At 58.0% G+C, this 17,019-nt stretch carries 15 protein-coding genes; 12 read left to right on the top strand and 3 right to left on the bottom strand.

From position 1 onward, the window contains the following. Positions 1-10: 10 nt before the first annotated feature. Positions 11-952 carry a sugar-binding domain-containing protein gene (locus tag ABLU67_RS19225; protein WP_014839020.1) on the bottom strand — a complete coding sequence of 314 codons (942 nt, stop codon included), beginning with the start codon at positions 950-952 and terminating at the stop codon, positions 11-13. A 206-nt stretch (positions 953-1,158) separates the two neighbouring features. Between ABLU67_RS19225 and dalD the strand changes: the two genes are divergently transcribed. From dalD to ABLU67_RS19165, 12 genes are all read left to right on the top strand, one after another. Beyond that, positions 1,159-2,526 (top strand): D-arabinitol 4-dehydrogenase, encoded by a 1,368-nt coding sequence (dalD, locus tag ABLU67_RS19220; protein ID WP_032693709.1) that lies wholly within the window; start codon positions 1,159-1,161, stop codon positions 2,524-2,526. Between the two features lie 9 nt (positions 2,527-2,535). After that, on the top strand, positions 2,536-3,999 hold the full coding sequence (xylB, locus tag ABLU67_RS19215) for a xylulokinase (RefSeq protein WP_348852458.1): 1,464 nt from the start codon (positions 2,536-2,538) through the stop codon (positions 3,997-3,999). Between the two features lie 69 nt (positions 4,000-4,068). Further along, positions 4,069-5,346 carry a D-arabinitol transporter gene (gene dalT / locus ABLU67_RS19210; protein ID WP_025107791.1) on the top strand — a complete coding sequence of 426 codons (1,278 nt, stop codon included), beginning with the start codon at positions 4,069-4,071 and terminating at the stop codon, positions 5,344-5,346. Between the two features lie 48 nt (positions 5,347-5,394). Beyond that, positions 5,395-6,057, top strand: a complete 663-nt coding sequence (locus tag ABLU67_RS19205; protein WP_025107790.1) for an HAD-IA family hydrolase — start codon at positions 5,395-5,397, stop codon at positions 6,055-6,057. A gap of 299 nt (positions 6,058-6,356) precedes the next feature. Then, the gene (locus tag ABLU67_RS19200; RefSeq protein WP_025107789.1) at positions 6,357-7,511 is read left to right on the top strand and encodes a mandelate racemase family protein; all 1,155 of its coding nucleotides are present in this window, start codon (positions 6,357-6,359) and stop codon (positions 7,509-7,511) included. A 119-nt stretch (positions 7,512-7,630) separates the two neighbouring features. Next, positions 7,631-9,253, top strand: a complete 1,623-nt coding sequence (locus ABLU67_RS19195; protein WP_348852457.1) for an ABC transporter substrate-binding protein — start codon at positions 7,631-7,633, stop codon at positions 9,251-9,253. Further along, on the top strand, positions 9,250-10,287 hold the full coding sequence (locus ABLU67_RS19190; protein ID WP_032719862.1) for an ABC transporter permease: 1,038 nt from the start codon (positions 9,250-9,252) through the stop codon (positions 10,285-10,287). Before ABLU67_RS19195 ends, ABLU67_RS19190 begins: the two co-directional genes overlap by 4 nt. Continuing rightward, the gene (locus ABLU67_RS19185) at positions 10,284-11,189 is read left to right on the top strand and encodes an ABC transporter permease (protein WP_025107786.1); all 906 of its coding nucleotides are present in this window, start codon (positions 10,284-10,286) and stop codon (positions 11,187-11,189) included. Before ABLU67_RS19190 ends, ABLU67_RS19185 begins: the two co-directional genes overlap by 4 nt. Continuing rightward, on the top strand, positions 11,161-12,024 hold the full coding sequence (locus tag ABLU67_RS19180) for an ABC transporter ATP-binding protein (RefSeq protein ID WP_232553627.1): 864 nt from the start codon (positions 11,161-11,163) through the stop codon (positions 12,022-12,024). Before ABLU67_RS19185 ends, ABLU67_RS19180 begins: the two co-directional genes overlap by 29 nt. 10 nt (positions 12,025-12,034) lie before the next feature. Further along, positions 12,035-12,808: an ABC transporter ATP-binding protein gene (locus tag ABLU67_RS19175; RefSeq protein ID WP_014230105.1), complete on the top strand. Its 774-nt coding sequence runs from the start codon at positions 12,035-12,037 to the stop codon at positions 12,806-12,808. 416 nt (positions 12,809-13,224) lie between these two features. Continuing rightward, a complete protein-coding gene (locus ABLU67_RS19170) occupies positions 13,225-14,025 on the top strand; it encodes a winged helix-turn-helix domain-containing protein (protein WP_032719859.1) in 801 nt (266 codons plus the stop codon). Next, entirely contained in the window at positions 14,012-14,482 is a 471-nt protein-coding gene (locus ABLU67_RS19165; protein ID WP_014230103.1) for a hypothetical protein, read from the top strand. The genes ABLU67_RS19170 and ABLU67_RS19165 overlap by 14 nt, the downstream gene beginning before the upstream one ends. Here ABLU67_RS19165 and yegS read toward each other — a convergent pair whose 3' ends face one another. Both yegS and yegQ read right to left on the bottom strand, forming a co-directional pair. Beyond that, entirely contained in the window at positions 14,483-15,376 is an 894-nt protein-coding gene (yegS, locus tag ABLU67_RS19160) for a lipid kinase YegS (RefSeq protein ID WP_047723272.1), read from the bottom strand. A 244-nt stretch (positions 15,377-15,620) separates the two neighbouring features. Further along, a complete protein-coding gene (gene yegQ, locus ABLU67_RS19155) occupies positions 15,621-16,982 on the bottom strand; it encodes a tRNA 5-hydroxyuridine modification protein YegQ (RefSeq protein ID WP_025107782.1) in 1,362 nt (453 codons plus the stop codon). Positions 16,983-17,019: the final 37 nt, after the last annotated feature.

Genomic DNA, 17,019 nt, shown 5'->3' with positions numbered 1-17,019 from the left:
GCTGCCGCCGTTAGCGCGTCAGCAGCCAGCGGGCGGTATGCTCGTCGGTCACCAGACCGTTGATCCAGCCGCCTTTAAGCGCCGCCAGAATCGCCGGGCGTTTGTACTCGCCGCACGCCACCGCGATGCGCGGGCACTGGTTCTGGCGGATATCGTAGCTGGTGATCATTCTGTTGATTTCGCTCTCCACCACGCCACCTTCGGCATCGATAAAGCGTCCCATGATCTCGCCGATGCCGCCGCGTGCGGTCAGCTCATCCATCTGCGCCTGATTGATAAAGCCATCTTTGAAGATGGGGCTTTGGGTACCTAATGGCCCAATGCCGACAAAAATAACGTCCGCCCGGCGGGCGACGGCGGAAACGCTGCGAAACAGCCGGCTGGTACACCACATGTCGTACTCGTCCTGGGTCTGCGCGTAGCGCGGCGCGGGCCACTGATAGTACTTGGCCTTAATTTTGCTGGTCAGCAGCAGCGGGACGTCATCGTAATAGTTACATTGACCGTCGGCGTCCATGGCGCTGATCAGGGCGACGCAGCGGGTGTTCAGACTGTCGAAGTCGATGCGCTGCAGCGCTTTTTTCAGGGTCAGGCCGGAACCCAGGCCGATGATTTTCTCTTTATCATCCTGCAGATAGCGGGCCATCAGCTGATAGCAGCCGAAGGAGACGCTATCCAGGGTGCTTTCTTCGTTAAAGGCGGGGACGATATTGCACTCGATAAGCCGGTACTTCTCCTGCAGCAGCTGCGCATAGTCGAGGCAGTTCGCCACCGGGTGGTGCAGGCTAATCGACACAATCCCTTCTTCTTTCGCGGCGGCGATCAGCCGCTGTACCACTGGCCGCGACGTGCCAAGCTGGCTGGCGATCTCGCTCTGATTCTGCCCGGCGATGTAGTACATCCACGCGGCGCGGACCTTTTGATCCAGCCGGATATCATCTTCTTTGCTCATGCTTTCCTGCCCTAAGTGTCGGGCCGCGGCGATAATTTCGCCCGGCGAATACCCGCATTCTCGCCGTGGTCGGGAAAACTGGCAAGCTTTTGCTCTTTTCTGGTCAATTGTAATTTTATTGGGTAATTGTTCTTTTGTGATCTGTGGCTCTTATTTTGGTCAATTGATCATTTACAGTGAGGCCATCAACTCAAGGAGAGCGGAACATGAACAATCAATTCACATGGCTTCACATTGGTCTGGGTTCTTTTCATCGCGCGCATCAGGCGTGGTATCTGCATCGTCTGATCGCTTCCGGAGATAAACGCTGGCACATCGCGGCGGGGAATATCCGCAACGACGCCGAACAGGTGGTTCAGGCGCTGGCGGCGCAGGGCGGGCGCTATGTGCTGGAAACCGTCAGCCCGGAAGGGGAACGTGAATATGAAGAGATCACCTCCATTCAGAAACTGCTGCCGTGGCAGGCCGGGCTGCAGCCGCTGATTAACGAAGGGGCAAACCCGCAGACCAAAGTCATCGCCTTCACCGTGACGGAAGGTGGCTACTACCTGAATACCCGCCATAAGCTGGAAACCAGCAACCCCGATTTGCAGGCCGATCTGGCAGGGGAGTGCAAAACGATTTACGGCACTATCGCGCGGATTCTGGAAAAGCGTATGGCGGACAACGCCGGGCCGCTGACTCTGCTGAACTGCGATAACGTGCGCCATAACGGCGAACGCTTCCACGACGGTATGGTTGAGTTCCTGCAGCTAACCGGCAAGCAGGCGGTGATTGACTGGATGGCCGCCAACACCACCTGTCCGAACACCATGGTCGACCGCATCACCCCGCGCCCGGCGGCGGACCTGCCCGCGCGCATCAAAGCGCAGACCGGCATTGACGATAAAGCGCCGGTGATGGGCGAGACCTTTATCCAGTGGGTGGTGGAAAACAACTTCCGCGATGAACGCCCGAACCTGGAAGCGGTCGGGGTTGAGATGGTGGCGTCGGTGATTCCTTACGAAGAGGCGAAAATTCGCATTCTGAACTCGTCGCACAGCTGCATTGCGTGGGCGGGAACGTTAATTGGCCAGCAGTACATTCATGAAAGCACGCTAACGGATTTCATCTACGCCATTGCCGACCGCTACGTTACGGAAGATGTGATCCCATGCCTCGGCGATAATGGCATTGACCTGCCGGCCTATCGCGACGTGGTGCTCAAACGCTTTACCAACCCATATATCCAGGACACCAACCAGCGCGTCGCCGCCGATGGCTTCTCGAAAATTCCGGCGATGATCGCCCCAACCCTGCAGGAGTGCTACCAGCGCGGCGTTCGCCCGCAAGCCACCGCCATGCTGCCCGCGCTGTTCTTCGTCTTTATGGAGCAGTGGCACAAGGGCACCCTGCCGTATGAGTACCAGGACGGCATCCTCGACGCCGAGGGGGTGCATCAGATGTTTGAAGCCAACGATCCGCTGGCCCTTTACGCCCGCGATAAAGCGCTGTTTGGCGAACTGGCCGAAAACGCCGATTTCCTCGCGCTGATGCGCGAAAAAGTGGCGGCCGTTTATACGCTGATTAACTAAGAGGTGGCTATGTATCTGGGTATCGATCTCGGCACATCGGAAGTCAAAGCGCTGGTCATTGATGAGAACAATGAGGTTATCGCCAGCCATAGCGCGCCGCTGAGCATTCAGCGGCCCCATCCGCACTGGTCAGAACAGTCGCCGCAGTCATGGTGGGAGGCGACGGAGTATCTGATGACCACGCTGCGGGAAAAATGCGCCCAGCACTGGCCGGCCATTAAGGCCATTGGCCTTTCCGGGCAGATGCACGGCGCGGTTCTGCTGGATGCCGACGGGGAGGTGATTCGCCCGGCAATCCTGTGGAACGACACCCGCTGCGCCGCGGAGTGCGCGGAGCTGGAAGAGATGGCGCCGGAGCTGCATCAGGTGGCGGGAAACCTGGCGATGCCCGGCTTTACCGCGCCGAAGCTGCTGTGGGTGCGTCGCCATGAGCCGGAAAACTTTCAGCGCACCGCCACGGTGCTGCTGCCGAAGGATTATCTGCGCTACCGGATGACCGGTAAAAAAGTCTCCGATATGTCCGACGCCGCCGGGACGCTGTGGCTGGACGTGGCGAAGCGCGACTGGTCCGACGCTCTGCTGGATAAATGCGGCCTGGCGCGCAGCCAGATGCCGACCCTGGTTGAAGGCTGCGAGGTCTCCTCTACCCTTGACCCGCAGGTGGCCGAACGCTGGGGGCTGAACGCCTCGGTAGCGGTAGCCGGAGGCGGCGGCGATAACGCGGTCAGCGCCATAGGCGTCGGCGCGGTTTCGCCCGGGGATGCGTTCATTTCGCTTGGCACCTCCGGGGTGCTGTTTGTGGTGACCGACGCCTATCGTCCGGCTCCGCAGTCGGCGGTCCATGCGTTTTGTCACGTGCTGCCGAATTTGTGGCATCAGATGAGCGTGATGCTCAGCGCCGCCAGCTGTTTGCAGTGGTTCTGCCGCCTGACCGGCACCACGGAAGTGGCGCTGCTGGAGGAGATTGCCGAACTTAGCGAAGAGGAGAAGTCCCACGCGCCGTTCTTCTTACCCTATCTCTCCGGCGAACGTACGCCGCACAACGATCCTGACGCGCGCGGCATGTTCTGGGGCATGACCCACTCCAGCCTGCGCGCCCAGCTCGGCTACGCGGTGCTGGAAGGGGTGAGCTTCGGCATCAGCGACGGTTTGCAGGTACTGAAAGAGAGCGGTACGCAGATCGAACAATGTTCGCTGGTTGGCGGCGGCGCCCGCAGCCCGTTCTGGGCGCAGCTGTTGGCCGATATCCTCGATATGCCGGTGGTGACCCACAAAGGCGGTGAGACCGGCGGCGCGCTGGGCGCGGCGCGGCTGGCCTGCCTGGCGGCGGGCAAACCGATTACCGAAGTCTGTGAAAAACCGGAGATCTGGCAGACCTGGCGCGCGGACCCGGTACGCCATCAAACCCTGATGCGGCGCTATGCGCAGTTTAAGGCCCTGTATTTCAACGATCTGAACTATCGGCAGCATTAATTTTTATCACCATAACCGCTCCGGTGAACTGACCGGAGCGGCCTCCTGTACCCTAAAAACGAGGTCATTATGTCCATCAATAATAAACAGTGGCTCGGTTTACCCCTGAACCTGCTCTGGGGATACATCGCCATTGCCGTATTTATGACCGGCGACGGTTTTGAACTGGCATTCCTGTCGCACTACATCAAAGAGCTCGGGTTCTCCCCGGCGCAGGCATCGTTCGCCTTTACCCTCTACGGCCTGGCCGCCGCGCTGTCGGCGTGGATCTCCGGCGTGGTGGCGGAAATCATCACGCCGCTGAAGACCATGATGATTGGCTTCGTGCTGTGGTGCGTGTTCCACGTGCTGTTCCTCGTTTTCGGCCTTGGTCACGCGAACTATGCCCTGATCCTGGTTTTCTACGGCATCCGCGGCTTCGCGTATCCGCTGTTCCTTTACTCGTTTATCGTCGCCATTATCCACAACGTGAAAAGCGATAACGCCAGCTCGGCGATCGGCTGGTTCTGGGCGGTTTACTCGATCGGCATCGGCGTGTTCGGCAGCTATATTCCGAGCTTTACCATCCCGCATATCGGCGAGCTGGGGACATTGTGGCTGGCGCTGGCTTTCTGCGTCACCGGCGGCATCATTGCGCTGGCTTCCCTGCGCCATATTAAAACGCCGCACCATATGCAGAACCTGACCACCCGCGAGAAGTTTGCCGAACTGGGCCGCGCGGCGACGCTGCTCTATACCAACCGCAATATTCTGCTGTCGAGCATGGTGCGAATTATCAACACCCTGTCGCTGTTCGGCTTTGCGGTGATTATGCCGATGATGTTCGTCGATGAGCTGGGCTTTACTACCTCGGAATGGCTGCAGGTGTGGGCGGTCTTCTTCTTCACCACCATTTTTTCGAACGTGCTGTGGGGCATTCTGGGCGAAAAACTGGGCTGGATGAAGGTGGTGCGCTGGTTCGGCTGCATCGGCATGGCGCTCTCCAGCCTGGCGTTTTATTACATTCCGCAGCACTTCGGACATAACTTCGCGATGGCGCTGCTTCCGGCTATCGCTCTGGGGATCTTTGTCGCCGCGTTCGTACCGCTGGCGGCCGTTTTCCCGGCGCTGGAGCCGAAGCACAAAGGCGCGGCCATTTCGGTATATAACCTGTCGGCGGGGATGTCGAACTTTCTCGCGCCGGCCATTGCGGTGATTTTGCTCCCGTTCTTCAGCACCATCGGGGTGGTGATCGCCTATACCGCGCTGTACGTGGCGGCTTTTTTCCTCTGTGCGTTTATTCGCGTGGAGCAGCCGGGTTTTACCCACAAGGAAGCGCCGGCCAGCGAGCAGGTGGAGTTCTCTTAAGGTGATGCGGCCGGCATGCCAGGCATGCCGGCCTTAATGAGGTGGATGATGAGTATTCAGGCAGTGATTTTTGACATGGATGGCGTAATTATTGATTCCGAAGCCCTGTGGCGGCAGGCGCAAATCGACGCCCTCGCGCAGTGGGGGGCAGCGGCGAGCGTCGAGGAGTGCGAAACCCTGACCAAAGGCAAACGCCTCGACGATATTGCCCGCACCTGGTGCCGCTATTGCCAGCTTGAGCTTGCCCCGCAGCGGCTTGAGGCCGCGATATTGCAGCGTATTACCGGCCTGATCGCCGCCGAAGGCGAGCCGATGCGCGGCGTGCATGAGGCGTTACGCTATTTTCGCCATACCGGTTATAAAATTGCCCTCGCCACCTCCTCGTCCCGGCAGGTTATCGCCGCCGTGCTGAACAAGCTCTCGCTCTGGCACTATTTTGATGTGATTTGCAGCGCGGACGATGAAGCGCAGGGCAAGCCGCATCCGGCGGTGTATCTGACGACGTTGGATAAGCTGAATCTCGACGCCAGCCGGTGCCTGGTGATCGAAGACAGCTTCAACGGCTTTAGCGCCGCCCGGGCGGCGGGGATTGCCACGATAGTGATTGCCGAAGATAGCCAGCACGCGCGTTTTCAGGGCGCCGCTGGCCGCTATCGGGCGCTGCCTGAACTGCTGGAAGCCCTTACCGCCGAGGCGGAGGCGGTCGAATAACTCACCCTTTCGTGAGCGCAGAAAATCCCGGGATGTACACGGTCGGTTACTCTCTTTTCTGCGCTCACGCCCCCCTTTTTCACCATGCCGATCCGCCTCACATTTCGCTTATCTTTTGTGAAAACAGTCACGCCTTGTTGTGCCAATGCCCAAATTTATTGCCTTGCTTAGCGGTGTTTGTCCGAGGCACTGCTGCGTAATTGTGCTTAGATTAGATATTGAAACATATTTTCAATAATGTGAAACCACTTTGCCGATTTGCTTCTATCGATCGGATTTGGCCGTGATAAGGACCGAGCATGAAAATTGAATCTGTAAATGTCACCGTTTTCCAGTATCCCACGCGTCGGGTTTCCGACAGCGCCGGGCACTCCCATCCGGGGGCTGAAAGCATGGCCAAAATGGCGATGCTGACCATCACCGCCGATGATGGCGCGCAGGGCTTTTCGTTTGCGCCTCCGGAAGTGGTGCGCCCGTTCGTGGTGAATACCTTTTTCCGCAAGGTGCTGGTGGGGCAGGACCCGTTTAACCGCGAGCGTATCTGGCAGGATCTTAACCACTGGCAGCGCGGCAGCGCTCACCAGCTGACCGAGCGCGCGCTGTCGTTTATTGAACAGGCGCTGTGGGACCTGATAGGCCGCAGCCTCAAGATGCCGGTTTACAAGCTGCTCGGCGGCTATCGCGACACCGTCCCGGCCTACGGCAGTACGATGTGCGGCGACGATCTGCCGGGCGGTCTGTCGACCCCGGAGGAGTATGCCGCCTTTGCCGAAAAGCTGGTCGCCCGCGGCTACAAGGCCATCAAGCTGCACACCTGGATGCCGCCAATCTCTTTTGCGCCCAATCCCAAAATGGACATTAAAGCCTGCGCGGCGGTGCGCGAAGCGGTGGGGCCGGATATTGACCTGATGATTGACGGCTATCACTGGTACAGCCGCGCCGAGGCGCTGTGGATCGGCAAAGAGCTGGAAAAACTCAACTTCGCCTGGTTTGAGGAGCCGATGGAGGAGGATTCGATGTCCTCCTACGCGTGGCTGGCGGAAAATCTGTCGATCCCCATCGTCGGGCCGGAGAGCTTCGGCGGCAAGCACCGCATGCGCGCCGAATGGGTGAAAGCCGGAGCCTGCGACATTCTGCGCGCCGGCGCTAACGGCGTGGGCGGTATTACCCCGACCATGAAGGTCGCGGCGCTGGCGGAATCTTTCGGCATGGATTGCGAAGTCCACGGCAACGGCGCGGCAAGCCTGGCGGTGGTCGGGGCGATCCGCAACTGCCGCTGGTACGAGCGCGGCCTGCTGCATCCGTTCCTCGACTACGATGAACCGGCGGCTTATCTCAATAGCATTGTTGACCCGATGGATGACCAGGGCTTTGTGCATCTGTCACAACGTCCGGGCCTCGGCGAAGACATTAATTTTGCGTATATCGAAGCCAATACCGTTAGCCACGACTGATTCAAAAAAATAAATGCCCGATGGCGCTGCGCTTATCGGGCCTGCGGCCCGGTAGACCGGATAAGGCGAAAATGCCGTCATCCGGCAACATGTACCCTACAGTACAGGCAAACAGAGATATGAAAAAAACCTCCCGACTGGCAGCGTGCTTACTCGCGCTCGCCGTGTCGATGGGGAGCGGGGCGACGATGGCGAAAACGCCGCCCGACCAGCTCATCATCGGTATGAATATGAATAACCTGCTCACCCTGGACCCGGCGGCGATGACCGGTAATGAAGTGGTGGGGATCGTGGTCAACCTCTACGACTCGCTGGTGGAGCTTGACCCTGAGCAGCTCACCAACGTTAAGCCCGCGCTGGCGAAATCCTGGGATATCAGCCCCGACGGCAAAACCCTGACCTTTCATCTGCGCGACGACGTGAAATTTCACTCCGGCAACCCGCTGACCGCCGCCGACGTTGTGTGGTCGATGCGGCGCATCCTGCACCTCAACCTGGCGCAGGCCTCGGTATGGAAATCCTACGGTTTCAGTCAGAAAAACATCGACAGCCAGGTCAGCGCGCCGGACCGCTTCACGGTGCAAATCGAGTTACCCAAAGATAACGATCCGCAGCTGGTGATTTACTCGCTGGCGGCGCTGGGCAACCTCGGAGTGCTCGACAGCAAAACGGTGCAAAGCCACCAGCAGGATAACGACTGGGGTAACCGCTGGCTGACCACCCATGAAGCCGGCTCCGGGCCGTTCACGCTGGAAACCTGGCAGGCGAAAGATGTGCTGCGCATGAAGCGCAATCCTGACTACTGGCGCGGCGAGGCGAAAATGAGCCGCGTGGTGCTGCGCCATTTCCAGGAGTCGCAAACCCTGCGCCTGATGATCGAAAAAGGCGACCTCGATATTGCCAACAATATGGCGGTTTCCGACATCAACGCCCTGCGCAGCGACCCCCAGCTGACCGTCGATGCGGTGCAGCGCGGCACCATGTACTACGTGGCGATGAGCATGAAAGAGGCGCACTTCGCCCATCCGAAAGTGCGTGAAGCGGTGCGCTATCTGATTGACTACCAGGGCATCAATAAAGCGCTGATGCCGGGCTACGGGGTGCTGCACCAGCGGCCGATTAAGGCGGGCATGCCGTCAACGCTGCCCGACCCGGGCTATAAGCTGGACGTGGCGCGGGCGAAAAAGCTGCTGGCGGAAGCAGGCTATCCCAACGGCTTTGATACCACGCTGCGGGTCCTCTCGGATCAGCCGTTCCTGAACATTGCTATCGCCGTGCAGTCGACGCTGATGCAGGCGGGGATTAACGCCAAAATTATCACCGGCACCGGTAACCAGATCTACGGCGCGATGCGCGAGCGTAAATTTGACCTGCTGGTAGGACGCGGCGGCAGCGGAATGGAGCCGCACCCGCACTCCAGCCTGCGCGCGCTGGTCTATAACCCGGATAACAGCGATGAGGCGCGCCTGACCAACTTCCAGGGCTGGCGCACCGGCTTTTACGACCCACAGCTCAACGCGATGATTGACCGCGCCCTGCTGGAACGCGATCCGCAAAAACAGGTGGCCGACTACCAGGCCATCCAGACGCGCTACGACCAGCTGGTCCCGGCCCTCATTCCGCTTTCGCAGATGGTCGATTCCGTGGTGGTGCGTAACGAGGTGCGGCAGTATCAGCCGCACCCCTCTGCCACCACTTTTCTGCGTGACGTCGATAAAGTCCGCGAAGGAGAGAAAGGATGAGTATCGCAATCCTTGCGCCCGGCTCACGCGGCCGGCGCTTATCAAAACGGCTGCTGCAGGTGGTGATTACGCTGTTCGGCCTGCTGTTGTTGACCTTCACTATTGGCCGCGTCATGCCCATCGACCCGGTGCTGGCGATTGTTGGCCCGGACGCTGACCAGAGTACCTACCAGCAGGTTTACCATCAGCTGGGGTTTGATAAATCGCTGACCACCCAGTTTGGCATCTATTTCGTCAACCTGCTGCACGGCGATCTGGGCAACGCGCTGCTGACCGGGAAACCGGTGGTGGACGACATTATCCGCGTCTTCCCGGCAACCATGGAGCTGGCGACGATGGCGATTCTCGTCGGCGCGGGCCTCGGTATTCCGCTGGGCGTGCTGGCGGCGGCGCGGCGCAATAGCGTCTCCGATTATGTCGTGCGCATTATCAGCCTGGCGGGCTACTCGACGCCGATTTTCTGGGTCGGGATGATGGGGCTTTTAGTCTTCTACGCCTGGCTCGGCTGGGTGGGCGGCGCCGGACGGGTGGACCTTGGTCTGGACGGTATGGTGCCGCGCCGCACGGGGCTGATGACCGTTGATGCGCTGCTGGCGGGCAACGGTCAGGTCTTCTGGAACGCAATTAATCACCTGATTCTGCCCGCCTCGCTGCTCGGCTTTCACTCGCTGGCCTACATCAGCCGCATGACCCGCAGCTTTATGCTGGCCCAGCTGTCGCAGGAGTTCATTATTACCGCGCGGGTGAAGGGGCTGACCGAGCGTCAGGTCATCTGGAACCATGCGTTTCGCAATATCCTCGTACAGCTGCTGACGGTGGTGGCGCTGGCCTACGGCGCGCTGCTGGAAGGCGCGGTGCTGATTGAAACCGTCTTCTCCTGGCCGGGTTTCGGCTCCTACCTCACCGGTAGCCTGCTGCTGGGCGATATGAATGCGGTAATGGGCTGCGTGCTGCTGGTGGGGGCGATCTTCGTGATGCTCAACCTGCTCTCCGACATGCTGTATCAATTCTTTGACCCGAGGACAAAATCATGACCGTTTCTCTGGATTCGCCGCTTTCGGGCGGCACGGGTGAAGGCCGTCAGCGGCTGCAACGCGCGGCGGCGCGGGCCGTCGGGTTTATCGGCAAAATGGCGCGCAACCCGCTAACGGCCATCGGCGGCGGAATTATCTTTCTGCTGCTGGTGGTGGCGATTTTCGCGCCGCTGATTGCGCCGTATAACCCGCTGGTACAGGACCTCAACAGCGCGCTGGTCGCGCCCAACGCGCAGCACTGGTTCGGCACCGATGAGTTTGGCCGGGATATCTTTAGCCGCCTGGTGTACGGCTCGCGCATCACGCTCTATATCGTGCTGCTGGTCTCGGTGACCGTCGGTCCGCTCGGGCTGCTGCTCGGCGTCAGCGCCGGCTATTTTGGCGGTAAGGTCGATATGGTGCTGATGCGCGTCACCGATATTTTCATCTCCTTCCCGAGTCTGGTTCTGGCGCTGGCGTTTGTCGCCGCCTTAGGGCCGGGGCTGGAGCACGTGGTTATCGCCATCACGCTTACCGCCTGGCCGCCGATAGCGCGCCTGGCGCGCGCCGAAACGCTCTCTCTGCGCCAGGCCGATTTTATCTCCGCCGTGCGTCTGCAGGGCGCTTCATCGGCCCGCGTCCTCTGGCGCCATATCGTGCCGCTGTGTCTGCCCTCGGTCATTATCCGCATCACCATGAATATGGCCGGGATCATTCTGACCGCGGCCGGTCTCGGCTTTCTCGGGCTCGGCGCGCAGCCGCCGGAGCCGGAGTGGGGGGCGATGATCTCCAGCGGGCGCACTTACATGATGGAGTGCTGGTGGGTGGTTACGATTCCGGGGCTGGCGATTCTGATCAACAGCTTAGCGTTTAACTTCTTAGGAGATGGCCTACGTGACATCCTCGATCCTCGCAGCGAATAATGCTCCGCTGCTCGACGTGCGCGATCTGTGCGTCGACTTTGTTAACGGCAGCGCGGTGACCCATGCCGTGCGCGGTGTCTCCTTCCAGCTGGGGCGCGAAAAGCTGGCCATTGTCGGCGAGTCCGGTTCAGGTAAATCCACCGTTGGGCGCGCCCTGCTGCAGCTGCATCCGAAAAAGGCCCGCGTCAGCGCCAGCCGGATGCAGTTTGCCAACCTCGATCTGCTGCAACTTACTGAAGCGCAGATGCGCGGCGTGCGCGGCAAACGTATCTCCATGATTATGCAGGACCCGAAATATTCGCTTAATCCGGTGGTCTGCGTCGGTAAGCAAATCGCCGAGGCCTGGCTGACCCATCATCCGGGACGCAAAGATGAGGCAAAGGCAAAGGCGCTGGAGATGCTGGAGGTGGTGCGTATTCGCCAGCCGGAGCGCGTTTATCAGCTTTATCCGCATGAGATATCCGGCGGACAGGGGCAGCGCATCATGATTGCTATGATGCTGATTACCGACCCGGAGCTGGTGATTGCCGATGAGCCGACCTCCGCGCTGGACGTGTCGGTGCGCCTGCAGGTGCTGGGCCTGCTGGATGATCTGGTTCAGTCGCGCGGGCTGGGGCTGATTTTTATTAGCCACGACATCAACCTGGTGCGCAGCTTTTGCGACCGCGTGCTGGTGATGTACGCCGGACGGGTGGTGGAGTCTATTGCCGCCTGCGATCTCGATAACGCCCGCCATCCCTATACTCAGGGGCTGATTAACTCGCTGCCGGATATGCAGCATCGTCGCCCGATACTGCCGGTGCTGCAGCGCCAGGCCAGCTGGTTAACGGAATAAGGAGTGGATGATGATTGAAGTTCAACGTCTCAACCTCGCGTTTGGCGAAGGGGAGAAGCGTAACCAGGTGCTGTACGACGTTAATTTCCACGTTAAGCCCGGCGAGATCTACGGTCTGGTGGGGGAGTCCGGCTCCGGCAAAACCACGGTGCTGAAGTGCCTGGCGGGGCTGTTTACCCACTGGCAGGGGGAGTTAACCATAGACGGGCAGCGCTTAGGGCATGAGATTAGCCGCGAGCGCTGCCGTCAGGTGCAGATGGTATTTCAGGACCCGTACGGATCGCTGCATCCCCGTCACACCATTGGCGATATCCTTGAAGAGCCGCTGCAGATTCATCGCATTCACGATCGCGACCGGCGGATTCATGCGCTGCTGGACAAAGTGGGCCTCAATCGTGCGTTTCGCGAACGCTATCCGCATCAGCTTTCCGGTGGCCAGCGGCAGCGCGTGGCGATTGCCAGAGCGCTGATCCTTGAGCCGCAGGTGCTGCTGCTGGATGAGCCGACGTCGGCGCTGGATGTGTCGGTGCAGGCCGAGATCCTCAACCTGCTGGCAGAATTGCAGCAGGAGGCTAAACTCACTTACCTGATGGTGACCCACGATTTGGGCGTCATTGCCCATTTATGCCAGAAGGTGGCGGTAATGCAGTACGGGAAAATCCTTGAAACCCTGACGGTCGATGCGCTGGTCAACGGCGAGGCGCAAACGGCCTATACGCAGATGCTGGTTAACGCCAGCCGGCAATATACGCGCGAAATGGCGCGCGAGGTGGCGGCATACTAAGCGATATGGCGCATTGTCTCGCGGACAATGCGCCCTGTTTTTGGATAAAACTTTGAAATGATATGTATTAATAGTTATAAATATCGTCTATTAATGTAAAAGTGGTGTTTAGATCTAAAATGAAAGTATCTGTTGTATGAATGAAAATATATGGAATCATAACTTGTGTTTATTATTCATTTTGAAATAAATAACCAGATTTTCTTCAAATCTCAAAATATTCCATGCTGTAAATTCATTTAAACCTTGTTAATTGCAAGGAAAAACTGCGCATTACGCCTCCAGATCCGCTGAGTAATAGAGTAAACTCGCCTGCGAATAATCTTAAGTTATCAGCTGCGTCATAAAGGATTACCGTATTTAGAGTAGGGTACCCATGCCGCTTATCCACTTGATTACTATTCTCAGGGAACAGGATGGAAAAAACATATACGATTAATGGAATAATTACATTTATTCCTCAACGTGGTGCTCTAATACTCATTGCTGACGAGACGAAAACGGTTTCATTAAATATGCCGGCCAGCCGTTGTTTATTGCTGCTTATTCAGCAGGATGGCAAAACCGTTGCCCGCGAAACCTTTTTCGAGGAAGTGTGGATAAAGCATGGCTCCCAGGTAACCAGCAACGGTTTCTACCAGAATATTTCTCTGCTGCGCCGGGCATTTAAAGAGCTGGGCATGGAGGGCGATATTATTATTACGCTGCCGAGGGTTGGCGTCAGGCTGGATGCGACAATATCGGTGACGGAGTCTCAGCCGTGCGAGATGGAGAAGGCGCCGGAGCCACAGGTGCCCGTAGATGGGCCCGTGCACGAGGAGGTCGCGGCTGCGAGTGTGCCTGAAAAAAAGCGGTTAAGGCCGCGATGCTCTCTGTTATGGGGGCTTGCGGCGCTGCTGAGCTGTCTGGTCGGCGGTTTTGTTGCGTGGCAAACAGAATTCGACTCTTATTTGCAAACTTATTCGCCCATAATTGCTAAACTTTCGCAACAATGTCATTTCTTTGCCAATAATGATGTGGTTGATCACGTTCGTCATGTCAATTTTATCAAGCGCAGCAAATTTGAATGTGAAGAATACTCGTGGATTTATTTGACGCTTTATCCCGGGCAAGCGCGGGTGTCGGTGATTCGCTGCCGTCAGCCATTTAGTCAATGGCGTGATAATCAATGCCTCACCAAATATTACATTAAGGAGGTAGCCAATGCGCCCGCGTGAAATTAAATGGTTAATCGCTATCGTATTTATCGGGGTGCTTAGCGGAATAATGATAAAATCCTGGCAATACTGGCAGCGCAATCATTTCCAGTGCAGCGGCGAGATGCGGCTAATTAACGCAGGCTACCAGGGCGATATTTCCTTACGCTACGTATTTGATAGCAGCCGCGGGCTGGCGATGGTCCGGGGGGAAATTACGCCGCCGCAGGGCGCTGCGTTTACCATTAATCAGAACATCTGGTTTAGCTTTACCCGCGACGGCCAGCACTACTTCCTGCGTTCGGAAACCGTCTCAGCCAGCATCGGCGAGACCGAGCAGGAGGAGCATGTAAAGCGTATCCTGCCAGCGTTTTTCCTCCAGCCGCAGGTGCCGTTTTACCTTAACATCCAGCGGCTCAACGAACGTACCCGGCTGCTGTATACCAGCCGGGCGCCGTCTTTGCTTTGCGAAACCTGATTAACGTAGCAGCGGGCAGTCCGGCGGCAGTCGGCAGCGTAGCGCGGCCGGTAACAGCTCCATACGGAAGGTTTTGCCGGTTAGCGGTTCACCATCGAGATTAAACGTCATCTCGTGGGGAGCGGTGATCTCGAACCACGATGAGACGCCGTCGATAATATTCGGCGAGGTTTCCGGATTGGCCAGGGTGCTGAACAGCGCGGGGATTAGCTCTTCGCCGGTGAAAATGCGCAGATGCAGCAGGCCGTCGTTGATTAACGCTTCCGGGCACAGCTGCTGGCCGCCGCCGGCCTGGCGCCCGTTGCCGATGCCGATGACCAGCGCGTCGCCATGCCAGTGAAAGTTCTCGCCGCGGATTTCGCAGCGGTCCGGCTTAAGCGTATCCATGCGCATCAGGCCGTGGATTAAATAAGAGACGCCGCCCAGCGCGGCCTTGAGCTTCTCCGGGGTTTCGGTCGTGATTCGGGTGCCGAAACCGCCGGTGGCCATATTAATAAAACCGGTCTTATCGTTAACCCGTGCAACATCTATCGCCACATCGCGGCCAACGATGGCCAGCTTCAGGGCGCTGGCCAGATCCTGAGGGATGCCGACGCTGGTGGCGAAGTCGTTCGCCGTGCCCAGCGGTAAAATCCCCAGCGCCAGATTGCCTTCGCGCTCCACCAGCGCCGTCGCCACCTCATTGATGGTGCCATCGCCGCCGCCGGCAATCACCGTTTCGACGTTCAGCGTCAGGGCTTCATCGATAAACCGAACGGCATCGCCCTTTTCCCAGGTGACGCGGACGTGAATGTCGATACCTTCGTCGCGTAACAGTTTAACCGCCTCTCGCAGGGACGGTTCATTGGCGCCTTTACCATTCAGAATCAGTAAGCTGGCTGGAAACGTGGACATTATCAGGGGACCTTTGTTGCTCAATGATGCATAAAGTGTACCGCATGCGGAAAGGGAAGACCGGGAGAGAGATAAAAAAATAAGCCCGCGTAAGGGAGATTACGCAGGCTAAGGAGGTGGTTCCTGGTACAGCTAGCATTTATGGGTTATGTTTTTCAGCGAAATGGATGATATCTGCTTTGAACGAACCGGTATGTGATCCGTTTCTAATATCTTTACATCGTGAAAAAATAACCCAAATTAACTAGTTACTGTGCGGGTTTCGGGTCGTCTGACCAGTAAAATTACGCATCAGCAGCGCATACTGCAGCGCCATATCTTCCGGAACAGGCAACCATACTGTGTGGCCATCGCCCGGCGCGACCGGCATGCGTTCGCCTTTGCCGTTTTCCATATGCTCGAGGGTAAAGTTAACGTTGCCCTGCGGGGTCATCAGCTCAAGGCTGTCGCCGACGGAAAATTTGTTTTTCACTGCCACCGCCGCCAGCTGGCCGTTGCGCTCGCCGGTAAATTCGCCGACAAACTGCTGGCGTTCGGAAACGGAGTAGCCGTGCTCGTAGTTCTGGTAGTCGTCGTGCGTATGGCGACGCAGGAAGCCTTCGGTATAGCCACGGTGCGCGAGGTTTTCCAGGGTATCCAGCAGGGAGGTGTCGAACGGTTTGCCAGCGGCAGCATCGTCAATAGCCTTGCGGTAGACCTGAGCGGTACGGGCGCAATAGTAATGTGATTTGGTGCGGCCTTCGATTTTCAGCGAGTGAACGCCCATCTGGGTCAGGCGCTCAACGTGGGCAATCGCGCGCAGATCTTTCGAGTTCATGATGTAGGTGCCGTGTTCGTCTTCGAAAGCGGTCATGTATTCGCCCGGACGTTTGGCCTCTTCAATCATAAACACCTGATCAGTCGGCGCGCCGATGCCCAGCGTCGGCTCGACGTTCTGCACCGGGATCGGTTCGTGCTTATGCACGATATTACCGACGTCGTCTTCTTTACCTTCCTGCACGTTATACTCCCAGCGGCAGGCGTTGGTGCAGGTCCCCTGGTTTGGGTCGCGTTTGTTGATATAGCCAGAGAGCAGGCAGCGGCCGGAGTAGGCCATGCACAGCGCGCCGTGGACGAAAATTTCGATCTCCATTTCCGGCACCTGGCTGCGAATTTCGGCGATTTCATCCAGCGACAGCTCGCGGGAGAGAATAACGCGGGTGAGTCCCATTTGCTGCCAGAACTTGACCGTCGCCCAGTTGACGGCGTTGGCCTGTACCGACAGGTGAATATCCATATGCGGGAAATTTTCGCGCACCAGCATGATCAACCCCGGGTCGGACATGATCAGCGCGTCCGGCCCCATTTCCACCACCGGCTTCAGATCGCGAATAAACGTTTTTAGCTTGGCGTTATGCGGGGCAATGTTGACCACCACATAGAATTTTTTACCCAGCGCGTGGGCTTCGTTGATGCCGAGCTGCAGATTTTCGTGATTGAATTCGTTATTACGCACGCGCAGGGAGTAGCGCGGTTGGCCCGCGTAAACGGCATCTGCGCCATAAGCGAAAGCGTAACGCATATTTTTCAGCGTTCCCGCCGGGGAAAGGAGTTCCGGTTTAAACATGATTTTCTCGTTCTGATGACAGGTCAGATTCGCCGCA

It is taken from the genome of Klebsiella sp. GN_Kp190, from assembly GCF_040061795.1.
In the GTDB taxonomy this organism is placed as follows: domain Bacteria; phylum Pseudomonadota; class Gammaproteobacteria; order Enterobacterales; family Enterobacteriaceae; genus Klebsiella; species Klebsiella michiganensis.
The sequence above is the reverse complement of the archived record's forward strand: the minus strand, read 5'-3'. Positions and strand labels throughout refer to the sequence as shown.